The sequence below is a fragment of the Pedobacter rhizosphaerae genome, assembly GCF_900111155.1.
GTDB classification, from domain to species: Bacteria; Bacteroidota; Bacteroidia; order Sphingobacteriales; family Sphingobacteriaceae; genus Pedobacter; species Pedobacter rhizosphaerae.
Map to the genome: position 1 here is coordinate 96,520 of NZ_FOGG01000007.1, position 15,600 is coordinate 112,119.

The 15,600-nt window shown below is 38.6% G+C and carries 14 protein-coding genes; 8 read left to right on the forward strand and 6 right to left on the reverse strand.

The genetic code is table 11. From position 1 onward, the window contains the following. Positions 1–20: 20 nt before the first annotated feature. The 6 genes from BMX11_RS07625 to BMX11_RS07650 all read right to left on the reverse strand — a co-directional run bounded on the left by BMX11_RS07625 (position 21) and on the right by BMX11_RS07650 (position 8,350). Positions 21–875 carry an ABC transporter permease gene (locus BMX11_RS07625; protein ID WP_090883108.1) on the reverse strand — a complete coding sequence of 285 codons (855 nt, stop codon included), beginning with the start codon at positions 873–875 and terminating at the stop codon, positions 21–23. Positions 876–1,029: 154 nt separating this feature from the next. Beyond that, positions 1,030–2,145: a glycosyltransferase family 4 protein gene (locus tag BMX11_RS07630; RefSeq protein ID WP_090883110.1), complete on the reverse strand. Its 1,116-nt coding sequence runs from the start codon at positions 2,143–2,145 to the stop codon at positions 1,030–1,032. Positions 2,146–2,153: 8 nt separating this feature from the next. Beyond that, positions 2,154–3,962: an asparagine synthase (glutamine-hydrolyzing) gene (gene asnB, locus BMX11_RS07635; protein WP_090883112.1), complete on the reverse strand. Its 1,809-nt coding sequence runs from the start codon at positions 3,960–3,962 to the stop codon at positions 2,154–2,156. Positions 3,963–4,414: 452 nt separating this feature from the next. Continuing rightward, positions 4,415–4,924, reverse strand: a complete 510-nt coding sequence (locus BMX11_RS07640; protein ID WP_090883114.1) for a UpxY family transcription antiterminator — start codon at positions 4,922–4,924, stop codon at positions 4,415–4,417. Between the two features lie 110 nt (positions 4,925–5,034). Then, the gene (locus BMX11_RS07645; protein WP_090883116.1) at positions 5,035–7,434 is read right to left on the reverse strand and encodes a GumC family protein; all 2,400 of its coding nucleotides are present in this window, start codon (positions 7,432–7,434) and stop codon (positions 5,035–5,037) included. A 79-nt stretch (positions 7,435–7,513) separates the two neighbouring features. Then, positions 7,514–8,350 (reverse strand): polysaccharide biosynthesis/export family protein, encoded by an 837-nt coding sequence (locus BMX11_RS07650; protein WP_090883118.1) that lies wholly within the window; start codon positions 8,348–8,350, stop codon positions 7,514–7,516. Between the two features lie 375 nt (positions 8,351–8,725). Between BMX11_RS07650 and BMX11_RS07655 the strand changes: the two genes are divergently transcribed. From BMX11_RS07655 to BMX11_RS24900, 8 genes are all read left to right on the forward strand, one after another. Then, positions 8,726–9,091, forward strand: a complete 366-nt coding sequence (locus BMX11_RS07655) for a hypothetical protein (RefSeq protein WP_090883120.1) — start codon at positions 8,726–8,728, stop codon at positions 9,089–9,091. A gap of 824 nt (positions 9,092–9,915) precedes the next feature. Next, positions 9,916–10,344, forward strand: coding sequence for a hypothetical protein (locus BMX11_RS07660; RefSeq protein ID WP_090883122.1), 429 nt, complete (start codon positions 9,916–9,918; stop codon positions 10,342–10,344). An 895-nt stretch (positions 10,345–11,239) separates the two neighbouring features. After that, entirely contained in the window at positions 11,240–11,692 is a 453-nt protein-coding gene (locus tag BMX11_RS07665; RefSeq protein ID WP_090883124.1) for a hypothetical protein, read from the forward strand. 269 nt (positions 11,693–11,961) lie between these two features. Next, a complete protein-coding gene (locus BMX11_RS07670; RefSeq protein WP_090883126.1) occupies positions 11,962–12,384 on the forward strand; it encodes a hypothetical protein in 423 nt (140 codons plus the stop codon). Positions 12,385–13,200: 816 nt separating this feature from the next. Continuing rightward, on the forward strand, positions 13,201–13,965 hold the full coding sequence (locus tag BMX11_RS07680) for a hypothetical protein (RefSeq protein ID WP_090883130.1): 765 nt from the start codon (positions 13,201–13,203) through the stop codon (positions 13,963–13,965). Positions 13,966–14,146: 181 nt separating this feature from the next. After that, entirely contained in the window at positions 14,147–15,022 is an 876-nt protein-coding gene (locus BMX11_RS07685) for a carbon-nitrogen hydrolase (protein ID WP_090883132.1), read from the forward strand. A gap of 158 nt (positions 15,023–15,180) precedes the next feature. Beyond that, positions 15,181–15,381 carry a four helix bundle protein gene (locus tag BMX11_RS24895; RefSeq protein WP_449421135.1) on the forward strand — a complete coding sequence of 67 codons (201 nt, stop codon included), beginning with the start codon at positions 15,181–15,183 and terminating at the stop codon, positions 15,379–15,381. Further along, positions 15,378–15,533, forward strand: a complete 156-nt coding sequence (locus BMX11_RS24900) for a four helix bundle protein (RefSeq protein ID WP_449421136.1) — start codon at positions 15,378–15,380, stop codon at positions 15,531–15,533. The genes BMX11_RS24895 and BMX11_RS24900 overlap by 4 nt, the downstream gene beginning before the upstream one ends. Positions 15,534–15,600 lie beyond the last annotated feature (67 nt).

A 15,600-nucleotide genomic window follows, 5' to 3' on the forward strand; every position in this document is an offset into this window, starting at 1 on the left:
TTTATCGTTAAAACCTAATATTAAACTGTGTCCACAAAATTCCGCTCTACTTTGTTAAAAATTATAATCCCTAAAATAAGAAATAGGAGGGTAATTCCAGTTGCATAACCTAAACTTGCCCAGCTAAAACTCCCTTCGCCCAAAAAGCCAAACCTAAAAGTTTCTATGATGGGAGTCATGGGGTTGTACTTTATAATCCAGGCATATTTGGGGTATTTGTTCATGGCTTCAGATAATGGATAAATTACCGTGGTGGCATACATCAGCAGCTGCACACCGAAACTCACCAGAAAGGCAAGATCTCTATATTTGGTGGTCATGGCCGAAATAATCATTCCTGTGCCTAACCCTAACAGCGCCATTAAAATTACCACCACTGGAAAGAGGCAAATGGCCCAGCTCATGTTAAAATTAGCACCGGTAAAATAGTAATAAGCAATTAAGAGTACAAAAAGCAACATTTGCACGCCAAACCTCACCAGGTTACTCACTACAATACTTAAAGGCATTATTAATCGCGGGAAATAAACCTTACCGAAAATTCCTGCATTATCTCTAAATACAGTGGAGGTTTTAGTGAGACAATCGGCAAAATAGTTCCAGGCGGTAATGCCAGCCATGTAAAAAAGGGGTTTTGGTAAGCCATCGGTAGAGATTCCCGCCAGATTTCCAAAAATAAAGGTGAAAATGATGGTGGTAAACAGGGGTTGAATGAAGAACCATAAAGGCCCCAAAATCGTTTGCTTATAGAAAGAAACAAAATCTCTTCGTACAAGTAAAATCAAAAGATCGCGATAGGCCCACACTTCAGTCAACTTTAAATCAACAAGGGATGACTTAGCTTCTATAGACCATTCGTGGTTATCGGGCTTCATGGGGTATTAGTGTATTTAGTAGCAAGTACTTAGGATTAAGTATAAAGTAGCAAGTATCAAGAATCAAGATGGGTTTTAGTTTTTAACCACCTTAGGCACCTAAGTATATTTAATTTTATGTAGACTCAGGACTAGTGACCTATGACTGATGACTTTAAGCATTAAGTTCCAGAAGTTGTCCAACTTTTTGTTTGTAGGTACTGAAGCAAAAATGTGCCAGGCAATTATCTTGCAATTGACGTTTATCTATTTCGGTATCTGGTTTTGCCAGACAGGTTTCTATAGCCGACTTAATTTCGTTCAAATCAGTAGGATTAACTAAGGTTCCAATGGCTCCTTGCCGTAAAGCATCAACGCTACCATCCTGGTTACCTCCAATTACCTGGGTACCGCAAGCCATGGCTTCTATAAAGCTAATGCCAAAACCTTCGGCCTTGCTCGGCATAACCATTACATCTGCAAGTTGATAATGGGCCATAAGTTCGGCATCGGGTACGTAACCGGTGAAAATAACCCTTTGTTGGAGTTCATTCTGCTGTACTAAGTTTTGAAGTCTATTCTGTTCTTTTTCATCTGCTTTACCTGCCAAAATGTAATGAACATCTTCATCAAGTTCATTTAAAACAGCCAGTACCTGGTCATAACCCTTGTATTGCTCTGTGGATGATAACCTGCTGAGCGTGAGGATAAATTTGCTGTTTGTTGGCAAATTATATTTCTTTAAAAGTGATGCTGGTTTTTCAAACGTTTTTGGGATTTCAAAAAACGGATCAAGACAATTATTTAGCACCTGAATTTTGGATGCTTCAATCTGGTGTAGCGCTTGAATCCTATTGGCCGTGTAAGCGCTTACTGCCCATATTTCGATCTCGTTTTGAATAAATTTTGTATTTGCCGCACTTAAGTTTCGCCATATTTCAATACCATGTGCATATAAAATGATTCGCTTTTTAGGGAATATTTTTTTGATGATACGGGCATAAATCAATAAATGAACATGACTGAGCACGATGATGTCGCTCGATTGGCTAGCCAGGATCGCTTGAATTGAAAACAAGATGCGGCGACCACCGAAACCCTTAAATAAGGCCTTTTCGATATATTTTTCATTGCCTCCCTTATCATACATGCTTAAGAGTTGATAAGTTTTAATTTTACCTTCTCTTAAGAATTCGGTTAATGCTTTTCCAAATGCTTTACAAACATTTTCTATTCCTCCTGTTAAGCCGAAAGTATAGAGGGTTAGGAAAAGTAATTTTTTATCTTTCAAAATGCTGATTAAACCTTGAAGCCATTAAAAACCTGATGAATAACCATGGCTTTAGACCAATGTAGCTTACCTTTTTTAAAATGCTGCAAGTGCTGTTTAACTGCTGGATTTTCAATTTCGTTTACGGCAGTCCAGAAGTATTCATTATGGATGAGCCATTTTTGGAAAGGAAAGGTGAAGCCCATTTTAGGGCGATTCCAGATCTTTTCCGGGAGAATATCTTTAAAACTATCAATAAGTAATCTTTTGGGCTTATCTTTTTGATATTTTATCTGCTGCTGAATCGCGGCGATCTCCTCCAGTAAATTGGCATCCAGAAAGGGGACCCGAACTTCAACACCGTGTTGCATACTCATGTAATCGGTATCCTTAAGGAGTTGATTTTGCATATACAGGTTGCTTTCCAGCCAGCTGGCTTGTAAAGCAGGTGCTTGATTTGTTGGTAAATGACCTATTTCTAGTGATCTCAAAACTTCATCAACTGCCACTAGGCTGAGGTTTAAAATCTTTGCAATTTCTGCGGGACTAAAAACTCCCCTTAAAAACAGGTAATCTCCAACTGTATTTTGATAGCTGAGGTAATAGGCTCTTTTTAATGCTGATTTTTTAAACCGCTCTCCGAATTTGAGTATAAACGAAGGGGTTTTTCTTAATTTTTTTACCCAGGCCATTCGCTTAAAGGAGGGGTACCCACCAAATATTTCATCGGCACCAATGCCTGATAACACTGCTTTTAGTCCTTTTTGCTTAGCAAAGTGGCAGATAAACCAGGAGTTAATCCCATCTGTACTGGGTTGATCCATTGCGGAAAGGGTATCGGATAAATAGGTGTTGAATACCTTTTGTGTAACTAAATATTCGGAATGATTGGTTCCTGCTTGTGCCTGAATTAAATCCTGATAAGGCTTCTCAGACATGCTCGGCACATCAAAATGAATGGATAGTGTATTGAGTTTTTGTTGTTTTGCCTCCTCATCCAGGTGCTGCTGTGCTAAAAGGGTTATTAAACTACTATCTATCCCTCCACTTAAAAAAGCACCAATGGGTGCATCTGAAATGAGGTGTTTCTTTACTGCTTGGGTTAGGGATTGCTTAATGTTTTCCCTGGCCTGAGTTTCATTATTTACCCTTGCTTTAGGCGATGGAACTGCGTAAGGCTTGATTTGATAAGTTGAATCTGAGTGGTTCCACTGTAAAAAATACCCTTTCTTTAGGCTATTTACCTCATCTAAGGTAGTGTAAGGCTCGGGTAAGTGCCCAAAAGCCAGCATGCATACTTTCCAGTTCGGATTTTCTTCGAAAAGATAGGTAGTTTGTTTGAACGCTTTAACTTCTGAAGCAAAAACCAGTTTTTCGTATGCCGCATAATAATACAATGGCTTAATTCCGGAGCAATCTCTCACTAAAAAGGTTTGCTTGCGCATTTGATCGTGCAATGCAAATGCAAACATGCCTTGTAATTTAGCAAAGCTTTGGATACCGAAGGCCTGGTAAGCTGCCAGAATCACTTCTGTGTCTGTTGCCGTTTCAAAGGTCAAGCCCAAACTTAAGAGCTCGGTTTTTAGCTCCTTGTAGTTGAAAATCTCTCCATTATAACTGATTACCAGATTTTGGTTGCCATAAAACATGGGTTGATGACCTGCTGTGCTGAGATCGATAATGGAAAGTCGCCTGTGGCCCAATCCCAGTTCTTCTCCTATATAAAAGCCTTCGTCATCTGGCCCACCATGTTTCATGCTGTTGCACATTGCCGATAGATCCGTCTGGATTTCTAATGCAGTTCTATTTCGATCTATAATTCCGGCTATTCGACACATGGTTGTGGTATGGGTTATGTGTTGCGAGTTGCGGGTTACGGGTTACGGGTTGCGAGTTTGGGTGCCTCACCGTCTAACCGCCTAACCAACTCACCAGTTTAATGTTGTGGGTTATGTGTTGCGGGTTATGGGGCATGATGGCTCACCAACTCAACGTCTCACCAACTCACCAGTTATGTTGTGGGTTTTGCCAGTTAAACAATTCAACAATTCAACAATCGAAACCTTCCCCTCCAGGCACAGCTTCGCCCTCTCAGTCACATATTCTGTTAAAAAATGTGCTGTCTATTTTGTTACGGGTTGCCAGTTAGGGTTACGTATCTTGTCTCCTCGACACCCATCAGCTCAGCGCCTCACCGTCTTACCACCTCACCACTATCAGTGGCAAAAGTACGGGCTTAAGGATAAACCTCAAGCCTTTTATTGTTTTTGTAACATTGACTTAAGTCAAATTAATCCAGTAGCGGTTCTATGAATGCTACTGATGTATTAATGCTGATGGCAAATCCCATCTGTTCTAAGCGCAAAACAATTCTTTGTTTGTTGCGGATAGATATCAATTCGGCCAGCATCCCTTTAAAGGGACCGGCTTTTACAATTACTTTTTCACCAGCTTTTAAATCATATTCAAATACTTCGAGTTCTGATTCGGTAGCGAGTAATAATTTTAGCGCTTCAATCTGTTGTTCGGGCAAACTGGCAATGTGACCGGAGAAATATATAAAACGGGCAATGCCATTAGTCATCATTACTTCTGCTTGTTCCCTTGCCGAAATATAAACAAACAGATAGGATTTAATTAAAGGTTCTTCTACGATTTTTTTTCGGTCTGACCATTGTTTTACCGTTTTTTTAAGAGGTAAGTAGGCCGTTATTCCTTTTCGCAAAAGTTCTTCATAGGCTTTCTTCTCCGCTCTTGAACGGGTGTAGACAGGGTACCATTTGTAATCGTTATTAATCATTCAGCACTATTTCTTTGTTCTTTGTCGTCCTTCGACTACTTGTCCCGGTTTTACATCGGGAGGCTCAGGATGACAGGTTATCGATTTGTTCCTTGCTATTTACTCTTCGTTCATTTTTTCTTCCAGAACATCCACCACTTTCTGTTTTCATCATCATAATATCCTGAACCTGAATATCCTGAGTAATCAGAGTAATAGTAAGTACTGTTGCCTCCACCACGGGAATAATCGGTTGTATAGTAATTTGCATATAAAGCATCATCGCCAAAGGCATTGAGAACAATGGCCATATTGTTTAGGCCGTATTCTCTTGATAAACGCTCGGGAATCGCTGCCGCACGTTGCTGTGACACGCCCGAGCGGATCACAAACAGGTTTACATCTGATGACCGGATGAGGGGGATGGCATCTGATACCAAACCAACTGGGGCGGTATCTACCAATACATAGTCATATTGCTGTTCTAGTTTCTTTAACAAATCTTTCATGGCTGCGGTATGCAATAACTCTGATGGGTTAGGCGGTACCGGACCTGAAGGGATAAAGTCGATATGGTGCATCTGGTCATTAGTGAGCACCTCTTCTAAAGTGGCCTGTCCGGATAGGATAGAACTCAATCCTTTTTTATTATCGTTACCAAAGGCTTTGTGCAATTTAGATTTACGTAAATCTGCTGCAACCAGAATAACCCTTTTCTCTATAAGGGCAAGAGTACTGGCTAAGTTTACGGTAACAAATGATTTTCCTTCGCCAGAAATTTCTGATGTGACACAGATAATCTTACTTTGTTTATGACTAGCCAGAAAACTTAAATTGGTTCTTACCGACCTTACCGATTCTGCGAATACGGATTTCGGTTTAGCCAAGGAAAGTGCCTGACGACTATCCTGATCAATGAAATCGGGAAATTTCCGTATTACTCCAATAATGGGGGTATGGGTTAAACCTTCCACGGTCTCCTTATCATAGATGTAAGGGTTTAAGAAACGAACCAGTAAAATGAGGCCAAATCCTGCTGCCAGGCCCAGCATAATTGCCGTGCTGTAGGCTTTATTGCCATTGGGTGAAATGGCAAAGTAAGAGGGGTATGCCGGGTTAACAATTGAAGCTCCGGGTACAATGGCTGCAGCATTCATTTCTGCTTCGAGCTTTTTCTCTGATAAGAATGAACGTACTTTATTATTGACCTCGAAATTGGTTTGAAGCTTTACAAAGTTTTGTTCCTTAAGCGGGATAGTGCTCATGCTTTGATTAACCCCTGCTATTTGGTTATCGATGTATCGGATGGTTTGCTCATTGTTGCGGCGCATGCCCTGAATGCTGTTCCGGATACTGGATTTTACATTGGCAATTTGTTGTTCAATCTGTTTTACCGGCTGCGAATCGGCATTGAACTGGTTGAGTTTTAATTCTCTATTGGCCAGTAAAGTGTTGAGCTGACCCACTAATGTACCTAAGCCTGTGGAAAGATCTCCTTCCAGATCGACACCAATTTCTACTTTTGAACGGTTGTTATTAATCTGTTCTTCCAGTTGTTTAATGCCTAGCAACTTGATGTTGAGCTCGGTTTTTTGCTTTTCAAAATCTGCCAGTTTGCCTACGGTCATAGAGGTTGCAGAACCCATATCAACCATTTTGTTCTGGGTTTTGTAGTTGGCTAGTGTACTGCCAGATTTGCCTGCCTCGGTGTTGATGAAACCCAGCTGATTGTTGATGAAATCTACGGTTTGTTTAGCAGATCTTCTTCTTTGAATCACATCGTATTTTACGTACTCCTGCATGATGGCATTTAGGATATCTGCTGCAAATACTGCATTGCCATCTGTTTGGCTCAGGCTCATTACGTTGGTAAAACGAGCGGCTTCACCAATATTTAATCCGCCCATAGCGCGGCCAATGAAATCTTCAATGCCATTAAATTTAAACAGGTAGGTGCCGTTGGCGGGTACTTTGGTTTTGACCTTAAATTCCATATTACCCATGCTAATCAGCTGTCCGTATTGATAAGTCTTTTTCTGGTCTTCGTTTTCTGCAGGAGAAAGGCTGAAATGCTGGTCGTCTATCGCTTTGATGTGGTAAAGCGTGCGGTCGAAGTTGACACTATCCTGCTTAAGGATTTCGATCACAAATGGAACCTTTGGATATAATTCGGTGGTTAATGCGTAGCCTTTCAGAAAATAACTGATTTTATAATCCAGTTTTTTTACCGCATTCATAATCACCTCATTGCTTCGGATGGTGAAGCTTTCGGCCTGAATTTTATCGGTATAGTTATAGTTCTGCATGGGCATTTGTGAACCGGTACCCAGGGAGGGATTGCTCTCTTCTAATTTTAAGGAAGCGCCTGTTTGATATACGGGTGGGGTATACCATAAGTATAACCATGCACCGCAACAGGCTATTATTACTGTGGCTGCAATCCAATACCAGCGACTTAAAAATACCTTGAATATTTTATAAAAGTCAATACTCTGGCTAACCGCTTTTTTTTCTTGTACTGGTTCTGTCAATGCTTTATGAATTAAGTTTTTTATTTAAACGATTTTAAAAATGGAATCGTTTATCGTTGTATCAGTTCATCGTTATTGATTACTGCCTGGTTACTGTAAATATTAATACTGCCAAGTTTACTACTACTAAGAGTGGCTGTAATATGTTATTGAAACTTTGAAGCTTATCACTCGTTGCCGCACTTTTGGTTGGCTGCAGAACAATAATGTCGTGATTTTGCAGGATCAGTTTTTTACTGGCCAAACTGTTAATGTCGTTGAGGTTAACGTAAATGATTTCGGGGTGGCTGCGGTCTCCTCTAATGATTTTTAAACTTTTAGGGTCTGCCGTTTTTGTAATACCTCCTGCTTCGCCTAAAATATCGATTAGGGTCGTATTATCTCTTTCTAACAAGAAATTACCTTGTCTGCTGAATTCTCCAAGTAGGGTTACTTTTAAGTTCACTACTGATAGTTCTATAATAGGATCTTTCAGTAGTTTGCTTTTATATAAATCCTGGATTTTGATTGCAGCTTCCCTGCGTGTTAAGCCTACTACCTTTACCTTGCCTATTGCTGGAAGGTTAACCATACTATCTGCCTCTACGGCATAAGAAAGTACGTTTTGAATGCTCCCAGATGGGGTATTTGTGCCGCTGGTTGTGACGTTGGCTGCGCTGATATTTGAAGCAGCACCTGTTGCGCCAAATTCAAAATTCTGAACGTTTCTGATGGCCAGCTGATCGTTTACCTTAATCTTGTAATACGCATCGCTTATTCCCTGATCATTTACTACATATACGTGTTTAATGGTATCTGTTACGATATCGCTGGGCGCATTAAATAAGGTTCGCTCTTTTCTGGCTCCGCAGGATGCGAGAAATAAAAGGGATATAATGGCACACAATAATAGATTGGGACGTATAGGGTTTAGCATGTTTGTATCTCTTGGCAGATAGATAATAGGGATTTTCTACAAAAGTAAGATATAAAGATGTTTAAAAGAATTGGTTTATGCAAAAGGAATGCTAAAGTGCCGACTGATTAATCATACCTGAAAAAATGACTGCATTAATTTTACCTTATTTTTCCATAGAGAATTTTTAATAGGGAGGAGTATGGTTTTGGGAGGCGTGGAGGTATATTATATTCTTCTTGGTTGTGGTTGTTTTGGTAAATATCTGTATTTCAGTATTAAATGTAAAATTATTTCATTGACAATTATCAACCAAATAAAACTATTTGTAGTAGTAGTAATACGTATTTTGGGTAATTTTGTTTTATAAAATAAGATCTAAAAGTCTATCCCTATATGTATAAGTTATTTTTAATAGCCATGCTATTGCTATGGTCTGGCTCTGCTATTGCTCAAAGTGGTTGCTATGTTGCAGGCGATTCAAAAGTATATACCAGCACCAGAACTGATGGAAGTTTCAGATATGCCTCTGGTGGTACAACAGTATCTCATAACAATTGTGTTTACCAAACTAGTAATTCCTGTGAAGTATATGATGTATTTGTATTTTGGGCTGTTAATTATAGAACAGGTTATTATGCTACCTATACCTTCCCATGCCCGTTGGATGATTATGTAGGAATTTTGATAATTCTTGCCGGTTTGATAGGGGTATTTATTTTAAGAAAAAGTCACTTTTATTTGATTAGTATGTGTAATTGATGGTTGAAGTGTAATTTTTGTTGTAAAATACTGTGAATCAGAGTTTACAACTTCAAATAAAGCGCATGATAATTATCAATTTTGGATTGTCTTGTAGTATTTATCTTACTGATATTTTGTAGTATTGGTTAAAAAAAGATTATGAATATGTTCAGAAATATTTGTGTTGTAATTGCATTATGCTTTCAATTCACGCAAACTGCACACGGTCAATCAGGGTGTTTAGGAAATGGTATATTGTATACCTCTGTTATCGCAGCTCCTTTTTATAGTAATTCTGGTGGCATTAGCTCTAGTTGCGGATGGAGAAGAATTAGTTCCTCATCGACCACGTGTTATGTTTACGACGGGAGTGGATCCATTTTTAATCCTTCTAATTATATCACCTATAATGGACAACTGTTAGTGGTTCCGCTACCTGGGCTGTAGTTAATTGTCCATTAGACTCTTACATTTGGCTAATGATTTTCCCTATTTCAATATTGAGCATTTATTTTTTCAGAAAACAGGCTTCAATGCTTGTATCTGATGAAGGTGTTTCGTTATCATTATAGTATTTATATCGTGTATCTGTTTAAATGGAAATCGCTTTTTAGAGCAAACAAGTAGCATATAAAAATAAATTGAGTTCTACCAGAGTGGAACTCAATTAATAATGCTCTGCACCCAAAATATTTAATCCTCACTAGTAAATCCCCATCTAGTTTTTGCCTGCCTGAATGTTGTCAGATTAAATACCACAAACCAGTCTTCTTTTTTAGTGTTATAAATAAGTCATCTGTTTTTAGCGCATGTATATTGATTTTTAATAATCCTGTACTGCTATGAAATACTGCTTCAGTTATTTGCTGTTACTTTTTTTATTTACTTCTTATAATTCTTTTGCTCAAAGCGGCTGCTATGTAGGTGCTACCGCTACAGGTTACCGGCTTTATTTTGTGAAGCACCCTACATTAGGTGGTAATAATTATACCTCGCAACCGGCAAACAATAATTACATTGTATTAGGTACAGGCAGTTATAATTGCACTAATTTTCCTAATTCTACATTTGCAACCAGCATTGGTGCTGCCGGGGTGGCTTGTTCGGTTTATTCTGAGAGCCCGCAAGTATTTATCGGTAATGGAACTGTTAGAACCTATCGGGTTTACATGTGTCCGCTTGATGGAAGTATTACCTGGCTATCTTTATTGATCATTGCCAGTGTTGGCATAATTATTATTCAGAAATGCAGACCGGTGGTTGAGAAATAAATCACTGTGTAAATATTTTGTTAGTACTCATTTATCATTCTCATAAACACTAAATTTGTAGTATTTAATAGATTTTAATACCTATTTAATATTAGGGTGTTATCTTCGACCACATTTTAAGTTTGTCATCACCTATTTTTATGTTCCGTTTCCTAACAGCAGTCTTGTTGTTAACGTCCTCTCTTTGTTTTGCCGATACGGGTTGTCGATCTGACAATCTTACAAATGTTTATACGCAAATTACCAGTACCAGTTCCAATTATAATGGTTCAAGGGTTTATGAGCGTAGCCCCCGCTTAACCTACTCCACTTTATTTTGTCAGGTATCTACCGGTACACGGTGCTATATTCGCACTACCGATCAGTCTGAATGCGTTGGTTGTCCGTATGTTAATCCGTACTATTACCAAAGCGGGATTATTTACAATTATACGGTAGTGAGGTGTCCGATTGATGATTATGTTATTTTCTTGCTGCTGATTGCTGCTGGTTCTGGATTTTATTTTTTGAGGAGGGGGAGTTTAAATTTCTTCCCAAAAGCCTGATTACAGAACGTTAATTACTCTAGCTTGCCATGACCCTTGCTTGTTTTAGCATGTGTGATCTCCTCGCTCATTCATTTTGTTCATGATTTTTGTCAATGAACATCCCATAGTATTTTCCTTTTCTTTAATGATTTCGTTTAGATTAAAATGCTTCAAATCAGCCGGTTGATTGTTGTGTGTTTTTATCTCTATAAATTCTTCCAATTCCTAAGGAACTTTTTTTTGTCAAATCGAAAACCGAGGCTTCCATTTATTCGTACGTTGTTCATTTTGTTTACAATATTTGCGAAATATTGTATTTTTTGTAATACAAAATAAATAATTTTTGTTGTCTCTATATTAGGTTTTTTATGAAGTTTTTAAAGGCATTCCTTGCAGTGTTGTCTCTTTTTATTATTAGTTTGTTTTCTAGCAAAAATGTATTGGCTGATGTTGGCTGTAGAACAGGTAATAATATATATACTCAACAAGTAGGTTCTTATCCTGAGGGCAGTAGTACCATTCCTGTTTTTTCAGATGCAAGTGCTATCAGGATCAGAAATGGAGCAAGTGATCCTAATTGTGGAATTCTCAGATCGGTAAGTAATAACTATACAATTGTGGCAGGTACAACAGCTAATCCAAGTAGTAAATGTTCTTATGCATCCAACCCTGGAGACCAAGGCAGGCTAGTGAATTACAATCCTGCTCATAATTCTTGCGTATTGCCATTGGATGATTATGTTCCAGCTCTCATTTTAGCTTCGTTCTTTTGCATCCCTCTAATGCGTAAGCATTATTTAAACAAAATGTTTGCATTTTAATAGCTTGGGAATTAATGTAAATACAAATGACTTTAAACATTCTATTAAAATCAAGCCCGTTGTAACTTCGATAGTACTTAATGTTTCTTGGAAGATTAAGAAATCAGAGTAGTGTTAAGTTCTGGCGTATTTGTCTCGGTATTGCAGCGGAAAAAGATCTTTTTGCCTATTGAGTCAAAGCGTTAATGAATTGTTGAACAAAATGAACTAATCTATTCTTCCCATTTTCACGTTGTTATTTTAGTCAATGACTTTATTAAGAGGTGCTTATGGTAAAGAATGCTTTAGGTTTATTTTTGTTATTTATGTTGTTTTCCTTTAGGGCAAGTGGTGCAGTTGGTTGCAGGATTGGAAATATCATTTACACTAACCAGTATAGTGGTGCCAGTGCCAATGTTGTTATCCTCTCAATTACTTACGGAAATTTTCAAAATAATCTAACTTTGCCCACAAATCCACCTAACTGCCCCAGAGCTACCAATATTGTTCCTGTTAGCGCCCTGATTAACCTATGTGTACTTAATGGCAATATACTAAATGGGGGCACCATGGTTAATTATGAACGATTAGATCCTCCTATAGGTTGCCCAATTGATGATTATATATGGTTGTTGTTTGGGTTTTCGGCATATATGTTTTATAAATTAAGGTTTAGAAATCTCCTTAATGAACAAAAGGAACGAACTTTATAGGGTAATTGATAGGTAAATTTGAGTGTCGTTTATCGCTACTCAAGCTATGAAGATTATTTTGTTTTTTTTGCTTTTGTTATTCTCGTTCTATCCTTTTCGGGTAAGTAGCCAGGGTACGGCTAGTGGATGCTTGATCCCAGGTACTAAAACAGTTTATACAGTTCAAGAATCTACTTTGATCAATGAAGTTATAAAATTACTTTTGGGAGGTAATCCCAGTTATCGGTCGAATTCCGGAGTTTCATTGAGTCCGAATTATTGTAGCTGGACTCCTTCTCCAAGTGGTGCGTATAATTGTGGAGTTTGCACAGAGTATAGTTATAATGTGCTAGGCCTCCTTACTGGATGTGTATCTGGAAAGTTGTTACAAGGATATGTTGGGAACTACACAATGGTTCTCTGCGATCTCGACGACCACTCCTGGGCCCTTGGCCTCGCCGCTGGCGCTTTAGGCTTATTCGTTATCCGCAGAAAGAAACTGTTGTAGTATTCTTTACTTTTTGATCAGTTTTACTTATCTTTAAGGATACCTCATCTGCACAAAACTTTTTTGCTCCTCATGGCAAAAACATTAGCTCCCTCCGCATCAAGTCCACCTCAAGTCCACGTTTTACCGCTACAAGGTGGAGTTATCCTGCATTTTCTGTATACTTGTATAGGCTAACCCTTAAGTTACACAGGGATATGCCTGCTTTCATCCATAACTGAAGCATAGGTAACCCTGCTTTTATCCCTGTTTAATATCCCAATCATCCCGGTTTTGAATTTTGAATGAGTGAGTTTTTTTAATCACATCAATCATAAACAATAAAAACTATGGCAATTATAAAAGATGGTAATTTATCTGGCGGGCTCGGGGATCTGGTTTTTGGTAAAGATGGACGGGTAAGGACTAAAGGAAAGGTAACGCAAAGCGAGGCGACAAAAAAGGCATCTTCTGTTTTCGGTAAATACATTAGTCCGATGAGCAAGATCATCAGAGATCTGTTTTTACCTACCCATCTCCATTTTACTGACGGTAAGATGGTGAACCGGATGAATTCGGTTATATCTACCATTACTAACCAGCACCTTCATGTTGATGGAACCTTTAGCTTTCATGCCGAAAGCTTCGAGCGTTTGCGCGGTTTTGACTTTAATGCCTCCTCGCGCTTATTCGATAGTTTGTTATTTCATCCGAAATTGAGTCTGGCCAATGATCAACTCCTGATTGGTATTCCCCATCTAACCGTAGCTAAACACCTTCGCTGGCCTAAGGGTACTCATTTTTGCAAGCTGCATATTCAGGTTGTTTTTCTAAATCCTGAGGCTGGAAAATGTGAAAGCCTGATAGACGAAATGGATTGGAGTAGAAGCGGTGATGTTATTGAAGCCAGGGAACTGAAATATGCGATTTCAGAGGGTACGGTTGGCATTGTTTGGGTAAGTTTAACTTTTCATCAGGGAAATGCTACTGAATATGCTTTAAGCTCGAAAGCTTTTCATCCGGCAGGCATTATTGGTGCCGTATATCGGGAAGGAACCGATGTATTATCTGTAGCTCAATGGAAAAATGTTAAAGTGGTATTTCCGATGAAGTGATGGCTTAAGCAATGGATAACCGGGCTAAAATGTTGGCTATAAGATGACTAAATCTCCTCCATGTATCTTTCAGCCTTCCACACTTTTTCTGTAACTTTGCGAGCTGAAATTCAATTATAGAATTATAGAATGATTGAATGAGTGAATTTTGAATGATTGAATGTTCCATTGATTTTATACCATGAAGAAAGTAAAAGTTGGATTGGTGCAGATGAGCTGTACTAAAGATAAACAGGAAAATTTAGATAAAGCGATATTAAAGGTACGTGAGGCTGCTGCTAAGGGCGCGCAAATCGTATGCTTGCAAGAGCTTTTTACTTCCTTGTATTTTTGTGATGTTGAAGATTATGATAACTTCGATTTAGCGGAAGCTATTCCAGGGCCATCTACTGATGCCTTACAAGCAGTGGCTAAAGAGTTAGGGGTTGTAATTATTGCTTCTTTGTTTGAGAAACGTGCTGAAGGTTTATACCACAACACTACTGCTGTATTGGATGCAGATGGCAGCTACCTGGGTAAATACCGTAAAATGCATATTCCTGATGATCCTGCTTATTATGAGAAGTTTTACTTTACTCCGGGAGATTTGGGCTATAAAGTATTTGAAACCAAATTTGCTAAAATCGGGATATTAATCTGTTGGGATCAATGGTATCCGGAAGCTTCGAGAATTACCGCTTTGATGGGCGCTGATATCATGTTTTACCCTACTGCTATTGGGTGGGCAACTGATCAGGATGAAGAAACCAATCAGGATCAGTACAATGCATGGCAAACCATTCAACGTTCGCATGCTGTAGCCAATGGTGTTCCTGTAGTGAGCGTAAACCGTGTAGGTTTTGAGCAGGATGGCGCGATGAAATTCTGGGGTGGAAGCTTCGCAACGAATGCCCAGGGTAGATTACTTTATTTAGCATCACACGATCAGGAAGAAACCACTGTGGTTGAATTAGATTTAGCAGAGTCTGATTTCTTCCGTAAACACTGGCCATTTTTAAGGGATAGAAGGATTGATTCTTACCAGCCGATTACGAAGCGGTATATTGATGGCGATTAAATAAAGTCAGGGGACCGAAGTCGGAGGTAAGAAGTTTAAGTGCCGAAAATGAGATGTCGCCATATTTGGATTGTTGTTTAATAAATTGTAGCTTTTAGTTGCAATTGCTCTTTAATGACTGCAATCCTATATATGAATACATTTTTCGCTCTTTAATTATGGCCTTTAAATTTGAGAAACTTAAAGTTTGGCAAAAAGCCATGGACTTAGCTGATGAAATTGATAAGATGACTAAAGCTTTTCCTAAGGAAGGGATTTTTGTCTTAACATCGCAGGTTAAGCGAGCGGCAGATTCAATTTCGATGAATGTAGCAGAAGGAAGTACTGGACAGAGTAATCCTGAATTTAAGCTTTTTTGAGTTATGCGTTAAGATCTGATATTGAAGTCGTAAATTGTCTACATCTTGCTTTAAGACGAAACTATATTAGTGATGAAATTTTTCAAAAACATTATCAGTCCTGCGAAGAAATTTTGGTTATGATTTCGGCTTTAAGCAAATCGCTAATATGATATAAAAGGAAATCCATTAATATCCCGCTTTAACTTTGTTTTTCTGACCGTTGACTTTTCGGACAAA

Bases quoted from the DNA above. Each gene is read 5' to 3' on its own strand.
- BMX11_RS07660 (WP_090883122.1), top strand. From the start codon at position 9,916: ATGAAATACTGCTTCAGTTATTTGCTGTTACTTTTTTTATTTACTTCT.
- BMX11_RS07685 (WP_090883132.1), top strand. From the start codon at position 14,147: ATGAAGAAAGTAAAAGTTGGATTGGTGCAGATGAGCTGTACTAAAGAT.
- BMX11_RS07680 (WP_090883130.1), top strand. From the start codon at position 13,201: ATGGCAATTATAAAAGATGGTAATTTATCTGGCGGGCTCGGGGATCTG.
- BMX11_RS07670 (WP_090883126.1), top strand. From the start codon at position 11,962: ATGGTAAAGAATGCTTTAGGTTTATTTTTGTTATTTATGTTGTTTTCC.
- BMX11_RS07650 (WP_090883118.1), bottom strand. From the start codon at position 8,350: ATGCTAAACCCTATACGTCCCAATCTATTATTGTGTGCCATTATATCC.
- BMX11_RS24895 (WP_449421135.1), top strand. From the start codon at position 15,181: ATGGCCTTTAAATTTGAGAAACTTAAAGTTTGGCAAAAAGCCATGGAC.
- BMX11_RS07665 (WP_090883124.1), top strand. From the start codon at position 11,240: ATGAAGTTTTTAAAGGCATTCCTTGCAGTGTTGTCTCTTTTTATTATT.
- BMX11_RS07655 (WP_090883120.1), top strand. From the start codon at position 8,726: ATGTATAAGTTATTTTTAATAGCCATGCTATTGCTATGGTCTGGCTCT.
- BMX11_RS07625 (WP_090883108.1), bottom strand. From the start codon at position 875: ATGAAGCCCGATAACCACGAATGGTCTATAGAAGCTAAGTCATCCCTT.
- asnB (WP_090883112.1), bottom strand. From the start codon at position 3,962: ATGTGTCGAATAGCCGGAATTATAGATCGAAATAGAACTGCATTAGAA.
- BMX11_RS07640 (WP_090883114.1), bottom strand. From the start codon at position 4,924: ATGATTAATAACGATTACAAATGGTACCCTGTCTACACCCGTTCAAGA.